We start from the raw sequence: 13302 nt of genomic DNA, 5'->3' as shown, positions 1-13302 counted from the left end.
TACTCCTCCATTCCTAGACTGAATAATTGCATGAGACTGAGTTTTACAATTCAATTGTCATTTACCTTTTCTTAAGAAACCATATACAGAATAACACGTTTCCCACCTGTTCGCATATTAAATTGCTGTTACAACCAAAATTTGATTGAAGCACCATCGCTGGTATACATAAAATTTATATGTTATTTAACGTACAGGAACCTTTTTAGCCACGCCGAGTGCTAATCCGATCATGTCATTGAAGCTGGTCTGACGCTCTTGAGCGGTAGTTTCCTCGCCTGTGATTAAATGGTTCGAGACAGTCAGGATTGATAACGCCTGCGCATGGAACTTGGCTGCGAGCAGGTACAGCGCCGGTGTCTCCATTTCGGTGGCCAGAACTTCGTAGTCAATCAGCTTTTGGCGATCCATCTCATCATTGTAGAAGCGGTCTTCGCCTAGTACATTACCAACATGGTAGCGGATCGAACTGTCATCTGCCAAATTTGCTGCTTCGCGTAATAGCTGAAAGTCTGCCAAAGGCGCAAAGTACACGCCAGCGCCAAAGGTATTCAAAATGATGCTGCTGTCTGTCGATGAGCCTTGCGCCAACACGACATCGCGAACCTTGACTTCTTTCCCCATGCCACCAGCCGTACCCACGCGAATCAGCGTTTTGACGCCATAATCCTGAATCAACTCGTTGACATAAATCGAAATCGATGGAATGCCCATCCCTGTTGCCTGAACCGACACGCGCCGGCCTTCAAAGGTTCCGGTAAAGCCAAACGCATTGCGAACGGTGTTGTAGCGCGTCGCATTTTCCAAAAAGTTCTCGGCAATATATTGGGCGCGCAATGGGTCGCCCGGCAGCAACACCACATCCGCGATGGCGCCTTTTGGAGCTGCAATATGTGTACTCATGTTTGATCCCCTTTCGCTGGGTTGTGTTATTTTAACAAGCTCAGAAATGATTGGCCGACCTGATTGCCGCGGACGCCGAAATTGTCGAGAATCGTGGCGCCTAAATCAGCAAACGGTGAACGGACACCCAAATCACCATTGCCAACGAATTGCTTGCTGTAAGCCAACAATGGCACATATTCGCGCGTATGATCCGTCCCGCGGAAAGTCGGGTCGTTCCCGTGGTCAGCCGTGATCATGAGTAAATCGTCGCGCCGTAAGACCGTCAGCAAATCGCCCAGCTGGCGGTCAAACGTCATTAACGCCTCGCCATCACCTTGGGCATTACGCCGGTGGCCATACATGGCGTCGAAGTCGACCAGATTCGTGAAAATAAACCCTTTACGGTCAGATTTCGCCGCTTCAATCGTTTTGTCCATGCCGTCTGTGTTGCTGACGGTGTGCACGCCATCGTCCAAGCCTTGTCCCGAGAAAATATCATTGATTTTCCCGATACCATAAGTCGGTACGCCAGCTCCTTGCAAGCGATCGAGATCCGTCGGCTTATCCGGCTGCAACGTGTAATCGTGACGGTCACTAGTCCGGGTGAAGGTTGTCGGATCGGTGCCAACATATGGGCGAGCGATGACCCGGCCGATTCGATAAGGGGCATCAATGGTGATACTGCGAACATAGCGGCAAATCCGATACAACTCTTCAAGCGGAATCACATCAGTCTGCGCGGCAATCTGTAGCACTGAATCACCCGACGTATAAACAATGAGATCGCCGGTTTTCAACTGCTGCTCGCCATAATCCTTGATGGCCTCGGTGCCGGAATACGGCTTATTAAGAATCACCTTGCGTCCGGAAAAGTCCTCGATTTGTTTAATCAAATCGGCCGGGAAGCCGTCAGGAAAATAGCCAAGCGGTTCGGTGACCGGTAGACCCATCATCTCCCAGTGGCCGTCCATACTATCTTTACCGGCAGAAATCTCCGCCATTTTGCCAAAATAGCCGCTGGGACTCCCCAATGGCCCGACGCCAGCAATTGGCGTTTGCCGCGCGATATTGCCCAGTCCGATCGCCTGTAAGTTTGGCAGCGCAAGTTTCCCGTCAAAATAATCGCCGATGTGACCAAGCGTATCGGCGCCTGTATCATGAAACTTTGCTGCATCCGGCGCTTCGCCAATGCCGATCGAGTCTAAAACAATGGTAATAATTCGCTCAAATGCCATACTATGCCTCACCCGCTTCTTTCAAAATCTGTACCCCGGCACTTGCCCCTAGCCGATCAGCGCCGGCTTCAATCAGCGCTTTGGCTTCGGCATAGGAGTGAATACCGCCAGCAGCTTTAACACCCAGCTTATCGCCGACTGTCTGCCGCATAAGCGCAACATCATGAACCGTTGCCCCGCCCGCAGCAAAGCCAGTTGACGTCTTAACAAAATCAGCGCCGGCAGCAGCCGCCAACTTGCAAGCCGTTACTTTTTCTTCATCAGTCAACAAAACCGCTTCAATGATGACTTTCAACAAGCCGCCTTTTGCATGGGTCATATCGGCAACTGCCTGAATATCGGCGCGAACATGGTCATCATGGCCTGCTTTTAGTTCGCCGATGTTCAAGACCATATCGACTTCCTTTGCGCCTTCATCAAGCGCCTGACCGGCTTCAAAAACTTTGGTCTGCGTTATATTGGCGCCAAGTGGGAATCCAATCACGGTGCAAACATTGACATCCGTATCGTGTAAGCTGGCCGCGGCTCGCGCAACCCAATAAGGATTGATGCAAACCGAGGCAAAATCATACTGCTTTGCCTGATCCAAAACGACATCAATCTCGTCCTGCGTTGCATCCGGTTTCAATAAGGTGTGATCAATATATTTTGCCAATGGTTTTTCGTTCTTATTCATTTTTACGCCTCCAAGAATTAAGAGCGTGAGCTGGCGCGCTTAGAAACCGGAGTGTAAGTGGCCTTGGACGTGATGGTCGGGTTTTGACCATTGCGACCAAGGTCCTTACACGCAGGTTTCTGCGCCAGCGAACGCGTTTCAGTAGAGCGTGAGCTGGCGCGCTTAGAAACCGAAGTGTAAGCGGCCTTGGGCGTGATGACCCGGTTTTGGTCATTGCGACCAAGGTCCTTACACGCAGGTTTCTGCGCCAGCGAACGCGTTTCCGTTTACTGTCCTGACTTAAGAATACCATGGTACGGAAACCCTTGCATTCTGGAAAATAAGTTTTCATGCCTGCTTTTTCAGCAATTCATTAAACCCGTTAAGATTCCGGCTTAAAGCTACTCGCTTACACTAATATTTGTTAGAATAACCTTAATAGAACTTCATCAAATAAAAATTAAGGGAGATGGCAGTAATGAGCAATCTCATGCAAAGATTGCTTCCCATGCTCGTGGCAAACAGTGTTCGATTGCGGCATAACCGCATTTATCGTGCACTTCAGCAAACTTTTGCTGTCATTTTCCCCTTTGTCATGGTCGGCGCGTGGGCCCAGATGCTGGAACTAAATGTCTTTTCACGCAATGGTTTTTTTGCGGTTATCTATAATCTCGACAATGTCATCCCTCACTACAACCAAATCCGCACGCTTTTGCTGATCATTGAAACCGTGACCGTTGACCTGATGTCCGTTATGGCTGCCTTTTTCGTTGCAAAGTATATTGCCCGGTCTTATAAAAAAGACGATTCACTGGCGGCGCTCACCAGCGTCGGTGCTTTTTTGATCCTGAATTTTAATGCGCAGCGTAACGCTCAGTCACCATTTCAGATGAACAACTTCGGCTACCGTGGCTTATTCGTCGCAATTGTTTTCGGTTTGCTGATCGGCTGGCTGTTTCGCTTCACCCGCGCTGATTTTGAAGAACCTTCACAGCACTACACCATCGCCGGCCTGATCAGTCGCGGGTTGCGTGGTACCTGGTTGACTCTGCTGATCCTGATTAGTTGTGTCGCGATCACTTACGGCCTTAGTCTTGTGTCAACAGAAGGATTTATCGGCCTTTTCTATGTCATTTTTCAAGTACCGGCTGCGAACATACCACATGTGTCGCTTCGGCTCGCACTGGTCACAACGATCAATGCGCTTATGTGGTGGGGCGGGATTGAAGGCCCCATTAATCCATTGATGGTGCAGTCAGGAAGTACGACTGGCACGGCGAACTTAAACTATGCGCTGGAACACGCTAATTTGTTCAACGTGCCTAACCCGATCACCATGAATACCATTTACCATCCGTTTGCCAGCTTTGGCGGCGTTGGCATGACATTAGCGTTGATTATTGCGACACTTTGGGTAGGTAGGTCCAAACCATTACGGCGGATTGCCGGGCTATCGCTTCTGCCGGGTTTGGTCAATATTAGTTCACCTGTGATGATCGGATGGCCGGTAACCCTTAATCCGATTCTGTTAGTGCCGTTTTTGATCACGCCCTTGGTTAACATGGCAATCGCCTGGGTTGCTATCCGCCTGCGTCTCATGCCGCCTTCGGTTTACACGGTGCCGACTACCACACCGGGACCCTTGGCAGCGTTTCTTGGCACGAATGGCAATCTGGTCGCCTTAGTAGTGGCCGTGATCTGCTTAATCGTCTCGGTATTGATTTATGCGCCGTTTGTCCGGCTGGCCGAAACCGTCAGTCTTGAATCAGCGAAAGTCGGTGATCATCATGATTAAACACTGGCGCAGATGGCTGCTTATTCTTTTCAGCATTCTTGCGATTGGCGCGGTTGTGTTCCCTGCAACCAAATGGATGGCCCAAAACGTCAAATCGGCGCGGGTCGTCCATAATTCGCGGATGCAGCCTATCATCTTAATTCCCGGGAGTTCGGCGACTGAAGACCGCTTCAACACTTTAATCACGCAACTCAATAATCAAACAAACGGTCACAGCCTTTTGAAAATCACAGTGAAAACGAACGGCACGCTGACTTATAGCGGCAAAATCGCTGCGCGCGACACCGAGCCGTACATCGTCGTTGCGTTCGAAAACAACAAGGACGGCTACAACAATATCAAAAAACAGGCAGCATGGTTTAATATCGCCTTCAAGCAGCTCGCCAAAACGTATAACTTCAACCGTTTCCGCGGCATTGGCCACAGTAACGGCGGCCTCATTTTCACGCTTTTTCTCGAAAAATATTACAACGAGTCCGACGTGCAGATGACCCGGCTCATGACGATCGGAACGCCGTATAATCTTGAAGAAAGTAATCCGAACAACCGCACCCAGATGTTGAACGACTTCATGACCAGTCGCGATAAGTTGCCAAGCACCTTAACCGTTTACTCGATTGCCGGAACCGAAAATCTTGATGGCGACGGTACTGTGCCAATCGAAAGTGTCGAAGCCGGTAAGTATATTTTCCAAAATCAGGTTGCCCACTACACCCAGATTACAGTTTCTGGCGATGACGCCAACCACAGCGCCTTGCCGCAAAACCGGCAAATTGTTAGTCTGATCAGTCAGTACATGGTCGCAACACCAAATCAACAAGGCGTTCGTCCGGGTCAAGGTGGTAGCGGTCGCGGTGTCGGCCCAGCGCCACGTGACGGCAGTCAGAATCCTTGATGAACAAGCCGCGATAATTGAAGCATTTAAAAAACAGGTCAATCGCAATTGCGGTCGGCCTGTTTTTTTGCTAGTTATGCGATCCGATTCATAAAAGTCTAAACTAGCTGGCAAGACTCATGGCTTCACGCATGGCGCTTAAACCGCTGCGTCAGCTTTCGTTCGCTTTGTTCAAGCAAACTTTCCGGATCAATACCAAACTTGTCGCTTAGAATCAGAACTTGATCGAGAACATCCGCCAATTCTTCTTTCAAATTGGCATCCAAGGCATGCTGACTTTTAACCGGTTCCCCCGGATGATCGCGGCCAATTTCCAACGCTCGAATCGCCTGCGACAATTCACCGGTTTCTTCGGTCAGAAAATTAAGGCGGATGAAGGGACTATAAGCGTACCAATTGTGCTTCTGGTAAAAGTGAACTAGCCAATGCTGGTGTTCGGTTAATGTCAATTTTCATCCTCCTAATGTCGTTCACAACGTATCTCCTGACGACCTTGTTTAAAAATTACATTCGTTTTCCATACTACGCCAGCATAGTTGTCGAAGCCATACTTTTTGAAAAAATAGGCAGCCCATGGCCACCTATCCAAAATAATGGAATTTTGATTTTCTGCCCACAATCAAGTTGGCTGTGCACCCAGGTAAGTTGCCTGAACCGCGGGATCAGCCAGCAATTCCGCACCCGTGCCGGTCAACTTCACTGTTCCACTGGCCAAAACATACCCGCGATTTGCGATCGCTAACGCCTGCTTGGCATTTTGTTCGATTAACAAAACCGTAGTTCCTTGTTCGTTGATTTTGGTAATGATGTCGAAGATCTCTTGAATGAAAATCGGCGACAAGCCCATCGACGGCTCGTCTAGTAAAAGAAGCTTCGGCCGCGCCATGAGTGCACGCCCCATCGCCAGCATCTGCTGCTCGCCACCGGACAGGGTTGCGGCGTCTTGATTGAGCCGTTCCTTTAGAACCGGAAACCGATCGTAAACCACCGCCAACTGGTCGCTGGCAGCTTGCTTGTCTTTGAGACCGAACGCACCCATCTGCAAGTTTTCGCTGACCGTCAGCCCAGCAAAGATATGCCGGCCTTCTGGCACTTGCGAGACCCCCATTTTTACGATTTTAGCGGCCGCCATGCCCACGATGTTTTTATCTTCATATAAAATCGTTCCGGAGCGCGGCCGCAACAGACCTGAGATCGTTTTCAAGATGGTACTTTTACCCGCACCGTTCGCACCGATCAGCGCCACAATTTCGCCAGTGTGAACGCGGAAGCTGACGTCTTTGACCGCTTGGATCCCGCCATAATTAACCACTAGATCTTTGATCTCAAGCATGCACGTCACCTCCTAGATAGGCCCGAATAACTTGCGGATCGCGTTGAATCACTTGCGGGGTTCCCTCGGCAATCATCGCGCCGTGGTCCAACACATAAATATATTCGGCCAGATTCATCACCAACGACATATCATGTTCAATCAGCACCACGGTAATGCCAAAATGCTCCCGCACCCGGGCGATCAGCCGACTCAAATCAGCCGTTTCTTCCGGATTCATCCCTGCTGCTGGCTCGTCCAAAAATAATAACTGTGGCTTAGTTGCCACGGCGCGAACAATTTCCACCCGCCGTTGGGTCCCATAAGGCAAACTCGCCGTGGGTTCATCTGCGACGTCGGCTAGTTCAAAAAAGTCCAGTAACTCATCAGCCGCAGATCCGACGTCATGTTCCCGTTGATAAAATTGCGGCAAGCGTAAAACCGTTCCAAGAAAATCTTCGTGGTACAGATGGGTTCTGGCCACCAGCACATTTTCCTTCACTGACATGGCGCCGAACAACCGAATGTTCTGAAAGGTTCGGGCAACGCCTAACTTGGCAACTTGGTACGCCTTCTTTTTGGTAATATCGACATCGCCGTTAGACGTCGTTAAGGTTATTTTCCCGGTCGTCGGCCCGGATTCACCGGTCAACATGTTGAACAAGGTGGTTTTGCCAGCCCCATTTGGACCGATTAACGCGATTAACGTACCTTGCTCAATGGTCAAACTCACATCGGCGACTGCTTTTAGCCCACCAAACACTTTACTGACATGATCGATTACAAGCTGATTCGTCATGAGGATGCCGCCTCCTTTCGCGCGCGCCGTTTACGCCCAAAAGAAAGCTCGTAGTGTCCCAGTAGCCCGGACGGCTTGAAGACCATCAGCAAAATCAAGGCGAGTGCATAAATCACCATCCGGAGCGTGCCAAAATTCTGTAACGCCGTGTCGATGATCCCCAAGACAATCGCCGCCACAAAGGTTCCGGTCATACTACCGACACCGCCCAACACCACAATGATGAGCAGTGAGATCGAATTCATAATGCCAAAGTCCCCTGGCGCAATGGTTTGCAAATAGCTGGCATGCAACGATCCGCCAATCGCGGCAGTCGCGGCGCCTAACACAAACGCAGCCAGTTTCCATTTGGTCGGGTTAATCCCGATCGATTCGGCCGCAATGTCATCATCGCGAATTGCCATCACGGCGCGTCCAGCCCGACTATGAATGAAGTTGACGATGACTACTGTTGTCACGCACATCAAGACATAAACCGTTGGCCATGATGCCAGCGGCGGAATGTTGAACATACCAGCAGGGCCGTTGGTGATTTTCAGATTGTTAATCACCACGCGAATAATTTCCGCCGCTCCCATGGTCGCAATGGCCAGGTAATCGCCGCGCAGTCGCAAAGTCGGAATGCCAACAATCAACGCCGCCACGATCGCAATCACCATCCCCAGCGCCATCGCCAGATAAAAGCCAAGCGGTGTGGCCATATTTTGGGTCACAATCGCCGTCGCGTAGGCACCGATGGCCATGAACCCGGCATGTCCTAGCGAAAATTGACCCGAAAACCCGATGATCAGATTTAAACCAACTGCCAAAATAATATTAATGCCAACTGTCACCAAGGCATTTTCAATAAAGGCATTGATCACACCGGTTAATTCGCCAACATTGATCAGAACAAAGCCGCTAACCATGATCGCCAACCAGATTAATTTGCTGCGTAAGTTTTTTAGCATGCGCTCACACCTTCTCCCGTTGACGTTTGCCGAACAAGCCCGCCGGCAAAACCACCAGCACCAAAATCAGAACCAGATAAACCGCCGCATCCTTGTAAGCCGATAACCCAATGGCCTGCACGCCGGTTTCCAGCAACCCGATCAGGAAGCCGCCGACTGCCGCACCCGGCACCGAGCCGATGCCGCCGACAACCGCCGCGACAAACGCCTTGATCCCAGGCACCATCCCCATCAAAGGATCGATCGAGTTGTAATAAAGTCCGATCATAACGCCCGCTGCCCCTGCCAACGCAGAGCCCAACGCAAAGGTGAAAGAGATAACATGATCCGGATTAATTCCAACTAGTTGTGCCGCCTGCGGATCCACCGCGACCGCGCGCATCGCCTTCCCCATCGTGGTTTGCTTAATGATGAATTGTAACAGCACCATCAGCAGCAACGATGTGGATAAAATCAGCAGTTGCACATTGGAAATCCCCACACCGAACACATAATAAGTTTTGGTTGTAATCACTTGCGGAAAATTCCGGGCATTGGCGCCAAAAAGGAATGACATGCCATTTTCAAGGAAAAACGATACGCCGATCGCGGTAATCAAAGCAGCGATGCGCGGTGAATTACGCAATGGCCGATACGCCAGATACTCGATTAAAACTCCTGAAAGACTGGCCATCACCATCGCAGATAATAAAGCGGCAACAAACCCTAAGTGTAAAAAATTAATCGCGTAATAACCCCAAAACGCGCCGAGCATATAAATATCGCCATGAGCGAAGTTGATCAACTTGATGATCCCATAGACCATGGTGTAGCCCAGCGCAAGCAAGGCATAGATACTGCCGAGTGAAAGTCCATTGATCATTTGTTGCATCATGGTCTGCAAAGTTGGTGCCCCCTTCCCAGAATTGTGGAAAACGCCTATTTAACGGTATAGGCCTTCGTGATCTTGCCTTGAGTCAATTCCTCAACTGCAATCGGTTTTTCCGGATTATGCTTGCTATCAATGCTGGTTGTCCCAGTCACGCCAGGCATATTCTTGATTTTCGCCAGTCCCTTCGCAATGCTTGCCGAGTCCGCTGACTTTTGATCTTCGATGGCTTGCTTGATCATGTAAACCGAATCATAAGCTAGCGCAGAAAATGTCGGTGCGTTCGCGTTGTATTGCTTTTGATAATTGTTCATAAACGTCTTAACCAGCGAACTACGATTAGCCCCCAGTGTTGAAAATGGCGTGGTGTAATAAACATCGGTCGCATTTTCGTTGCCGGCAATCTGGGCCAGTTTAGGATCGGCCATGCCATCTGCCCCAATGATCGGCACCTTGATCCCTGACTGACGCGCTTGTTTAATCAGCAGTCCCAGTTCGGAATAGTAACCCGGTGCATAAATCGCATCGATCTTCTTGTTTTTAATATTCGTCAACATGGCATTGAAATCTTTATCGCCTGATTGATAATATTCCGTGGTTACAACCTTGCCGGTAAACTTCTTCTTAAACGCTTTGGTCAAACCGGTCCCATAATCCGTTGAGTTATCGGCAATAATTGCCACATTTTTGGCTTTCAGCGTGTCATCGGCAAAAACCGCGGCTTTTTGTCCTTGGAAGGTGTCTGTAAAACAGGCGCGGAAAACGTAAGGCTGCACCTGACCGTTTTTCTGCAAGGTGAAATTAGGATCCGTTGCGCTTGGCCCCACCATTGGCACCGCTGCTTTGGTGACATTTGGAATTGAAGCCGTTCCATTATTAGTAGTTGCCGGTCCGACGATAGCAACGACCTTCTCGTTATTCGCCAACTGCGCCGCAACCGCTGCCGCGCCGTTGGTTGAAGATTTGTTGTCCCGATAAACTGCTGTCAGCTTTTTCTTACTGTTGCCAACTTTCACGCCGCCAGCGGCATTAATCTGCTTAACTGCCAGCTCGACTCCTTGCTTTTCCTGCTCGCCATAACCAGCTACGGCACCGGACAGTTCCATATTTACGCCGATCTCAATGGTATTGCCCGCAGTATTTCCTTTGTTCGCCGCACTCTTGGTCGCACAACCAGTCAGTGCCAGCATGGACATGGCAACAACCCCAGCACCAATCAAGGCTTTCACAACACTCTTTTTCACTTTGGTTCCCCCTCTTTTTCAACATCCCTAGTAATTTTCATTAATCTTTAACAAAAAGGCACCCATTCCGACGAATGGGTGCCAAGTATCAGCCCCACTGTCAATACGAAAACGGGGCTCGATACGCTGATCATTAACGATCAAACTGTCGGGTTCCTGGCATCAACAACAAGACTAAGCATATGCTTTGACGAATATTGCGCTTTTTAGATGACATACACATAGATGACATTGACTCGCCTTCTCCCGTTAAAATTAATGATTGGTTAGAATACTAATTGGATTCACGCAAAAAGTCAACTTAATTTTTTAATTTTTTGAGTGTCCAGTTGGAATAGCCGATATATCGCGGTTCAACCATTCTCCGGGCGCCGTCAAAATGTGAAATGTAACTAAAATCGAGGGGAGTTTCTCATAATTCTATTAATAAAACGGGAAGCCGTCATAACTCGTTGCGGCTTTTTAAAAACAAGCCGAAAACAGCTAACTTTAAATGCAACGAAAAAAAGCAGCCAAGCATTAAGCTTGACTGCCAATTTTTACAGTACCCAATTTAACTTGGATAGGATCTCGCTGGCTCCACAACCTTGAGATCGCTGACCCCACAATCCGGCGGGTGGCTTTTAACCAGTCAGCTGCAACTTTCAGCACAAGAACCGTGCTTACTCGACTCATCGCATATAAACAGTATATCACTTTTTCGGCTTCAAGACTGCCTGTTTATACAACAATTCTGACAAGAGTTGGGCCAACATGAAACCGACCGCAATCGCCCCGGCAATCATGATCACGCGACTGACATATTGCAAAGCACTATCCAACTGCCCCATCACCACGGCGCGAACCGCCTGATAGGCAACGGCGCCTGGCACCAACGGGACAAATCCCGGGATGTTGAAGATAATGACCGGCATTTTTTTATAACGCGCAAAGAAGATGCCGCATACACCAATGACAAAGGCACCGGTCAAGTTAGCCATCATCCGGCCAATGCCTGCCTCCATCAATAGCCAGTATGCCAGCCAGCCCATCATGCCAGCCCAGCCAGCAAGGTTCAGTGCTTTGCGTGGAACATTAATAATCACCGCAAACGCAACGGTTGCTAAATAACTAAAAGATAGCTGGATCAATAACGCAACAAACCACGGCAAAAGCACTGCCTCCTTTACTAAAAGAAACGAAATATTATGGCAATTCCAACACCGATTGCACAGGCACTTAAGATTGCTTCCATTCCGCGCGCCATGCCGGACAGCAGGTGCCCGGCCAACATATCCCGGATCGAATTGGTAATCGCCACACCCGGCACCAGCGGCATAATCGCACCGATGATAATGTCATCCAGATCATGACCTAACCCCAATTTAACACCGATCCATGCCGTTAATCCGACAACCAAAGCGCCGAGTAATTCACTGATAAAGCGGATATTTGTTAAGGCATTCACCTTGATATTCACCCAAAAACCAAGTGCGCCAACCAACGCCGCCAAAGGCATATCAAACCAGTTGTATTTTTGCGCAAATAAAACCATTAAGGTCAAACTGACAACGGCGGCACCGATCACCTGCCACCAAATTGGAAAAAACGGCGTATTCTGATCTAATTTAAGCAGTGCCGCATATAATGCATCCAAGTCAATTTCTTTGGCAGCAAACGATCGGGAAAGCTGATTCACCCGTGAGACTTTTTCCATATCAATCGAGCGTTTGCTAATCGGCCGTTCCTGAATATACGGTTGATTTTCAATACTCGCAAAAATCCCAGTTGGCGTCGTGAACACCAAAGTTTGCGGTTGACCAGCGTTAAAAGCGATTCGGCGCATCGTGTCTTCCACCCGATACATTTCCGAACCGCCTTCGATCATAATTCGCCCGGCTAAAAGGCAGGTAGCTAAGACACGATTTGGAGTTTGGTTTTTTTCTTGTTCAATTGAATGTGTCATCGCGCTGCCTCTAACTTCTTTTCAAAGTAACGCTTCAATTTTTCTTTGGCATAAACGCCACTCACTTTTTCTTTTGGTTGTCCTTGTTGATAGACTACTATTGTCGGCACCGACATGATTCCCAATGTTTGCGGCACCGAAGCATCCGCCTCCACGTTATAGCGCACTACTTTTAGCCCTGACAGTTCTTTTTCAAGCGCACTTAAAATCGGATCAAGCACCTTACAAGGCCCACACCACGGCGCCCAAAAGTCGACAACCACCGTTCCAGTAGCGGTCAACTCCTTTAGTGTCTCTTTCGTCGCGTTCACCGGCATTTTATGGCCCCCTTTTCCGCTTGCTTCTGCAATGTAGCACGCATGGTACTGTTGTTTCAAGATTATTTTTTGATTTCCTGTTAGTGGTGAGTTATGAATTTCATTTTATTTGGGGCAGGCTTGATGTCTTGCTCAGGTTTCTATAACGCGCTTGCAGTCGCAGAAATCTGCATGTAAGTGGCCTTGGTCGCTATGGCCAAAGCCCAGGCCATCACGACCGAGGCTGTTTAAAACGTGTCTTACTCCATAACGCGCTCCCCGGCGCAGGAGTCTGCGTGTAAGGACCTTGGTCGCAATGGCAAAGACCGCCATCACGCCCAAGGCCACTTACACTCCGACTCCTAAACGCGCCGGCTCGCGCTCACCAAAAAAAGACCCAGTCATATGACCGGATCTTATCTT

General features: G+C 49.2%; 14 protein-coding genes. 2 read left to right on the top strand and 12 right to left on the bottom strand.

Going from position 1 to position 13302, the window contains the following annotated elements:
• Positions 1 to 186 precede the first annotated feature (186 nt).
• From deoD to deoC, 3 genes are read right to left on the bottom strand one after another with little or no spacing between them, the layout of a single operon-like run.
• Entirely contained in the window at positions 187 to 903 is a 717-nt protein-coding gene (deoD, locus tag GSO_RS12465) for a purine-nucleoside phosphorylase (RefSeq protein ID WP_010492710.1), read from the bottom strand.
• A 26-nt stretch (positions 904 to 929) separates the two neighbouring features.
• A complete protein-coding gene (locus GSO_RS12460) occupies positions 930 to 2120 on the bottom strand; it encodes a phosphopentomutase (protein ID WP_010492708.1) in 1191 nt (396 codons plus the stop codon).
• A gap of 1 nt (position 2121) precedes the next feature.
• Entirely contained in the window at positions 2122 to 2796 is a 675-nt protein-coding gene (gene deoC, locus GSO_RS12455) for a deoxyribose-phosphate aldolase (RefSeq protein ID WP_010492706.1), read from the bottom strand.
• Positions 2797 to 3253: 457 nt separating this feature from the next.
• On the opposite strand from deoC, the gene GSO_RS12450 reads away from it, so the two are divergent.
• Together GSO_RS12450 and GSO_RS12445 are read left to right on the top strand one after the other, a co-directional pair.
• A complete protein-coding gene (locus GSO_RS12450; RefSeq protein ID WP_010492705.1) occupies positions 3254 to 4570 on the top strand; it encodes a PTS sugar transporter subunit IIC in 1317 nt (438 codons plus the stop codon).
• Positions 4563 to 5465 (top strand): alpha/beta hydrolase, encoded by a 903-nt coding sequence (locus GSO_RS12445; protein WP_010492703.1) that lies wholly within the window; start codon positions 4563 to 4565, stop codon positions 5463 to 5465. Before GSO_RS12450 ends, GSO_RS12445 begins: the two co-directional genes overlap by 8 nt.
• Before the next feature lie 125 nt (positions 5466 to 5590).
• Here GSO_RS12445 and GSO_RS12440 read toward each other — a convergent pair whose 3' ends face one another.
• The 9 genes from GSO_RS12440 to GSO_RS12400 form a co-directional block, all read right to left on the bottom strand.
• Positions 5591 to 5914 (bottom strand): MazG nucleotide pyrophosphohydrolase domain-containing protein, encoded by a 324-nt coding sequence (locus GSO_RS12440; protein ID WP_010492700.1) that lies wholly within the window; start codon positions 5912 to 5914, stop codon positions 5591 to 5593.
• 170 nt (positions 5915 to 6084) lie between these two features.
• Positions 6085 to 6798, bottom strand: a complete 714-nt coding sequence (locus GSO_RS12435; protein WP_010492698.1) for an ABC transporter ATP-binding protein — start codon at positions 6796 to 6798, stop codon at positions 6085 to 6087.
• Positions 6791 to 7576 (bottom strand): ABC transporter ATP-binding protein, encoded by a 786-nt coding sequence (locus GSO_RS12430; protein ID WP_010492696.1) that lies wholly within the window; start codon positions 7574 to 7576, stop codon positions 6791 to 6793. The genes GSO_RS12435 and GSO_RS12430 overlap by 8 nt, the downstream gene beginning before the upstream one ends.
• Complete coding sequence (locus tag GSO_RS12425) at positions 7573 to 8526, bottom strand: branched-chain amino acid ABC transporter permease (RefSeq protein ID WP_010492695.1); 954 nt, start codon at positions 8524 to 8526, stop codon at positions 7573 to 7575. Before GSO_RS12425 ends, GSO_RS12430 begins: the two co-directional genes overlap by 4 nt.
• Positions 8527 to 8530: 4 nt before the next feature.
• Complete coding sequence (locus GSO_RS12420) at positions 8531 to 9409, bottom strand: branched-chain amino acid ABC transporter permease (protein ID WP_029345603.1); 879 nt, start codon at positions 9407 to 9409, stop codon at positions 8531 to 8533.
• A gap of 35 nt (positions 9410 to 9444) precedes the next feature.
• A complete protein-coding gene (locus tag GSO_RS12415; RefSeq protein ID WP_010492692.1) occupies positions 9445 to 10638 on the bottom strand; it encodes an ABC transporter substrate-binding protein in 1194 nt (397 codons plus the stop codon).
• 692 nt (positions 10639 to 11330) lie between these two features.
• Complete coding sequence (locus GSO_RS12410; RefSeq protein ID WP_010492690.1) at positions 11331 to 11789, bottom strand: threonine/serine exporter family protein; 459 nt, start codon at positions 11787 to 11789, stop codon at positions 11331 to 11333.
• Between the two features lie 17 nt (positions 11790 to 11806).
• Entirely contained in the window at positions 11807 to 12583 is a 777-nt protein-coding gene (locus tag GSO_RS12405) for a threonine/serine exporter family protein (RefSeq protein ID WP_010492688.1), read from the bottom strand.
• Positions 12580 to 12900, bottom strand: a complete 321-nt coding sequence (locus tag GSO_RS12400; RefSeq protein ID WP_010492686.1) for a thioredoxin family protein — start codon at positions 12898 to 12900, stop codon at positions 12580 to 12582. Before GSO_RS12400 ends, GSO_RS12405 begins: the two co-directional genes overlap by 4 nt.
• Between the last annotated feature and the right edge of the window lie 402 nt (positions 12901 to 13302).

It is taken from the genome of Lacticaseibacillus zeae DSM 20178 = KCTC 3804 (genome assembly GCF_000260435.1).
Lineage (GTDB): Bacteria > Bacillota > Bacilli > Lactobacillales > Lactobacillaceae > Lacticaseibacillus > Lacticaseibacillus zeae.
This window is presented reverse-complemented; position numbering and strand designations above follow the sequence as displayed.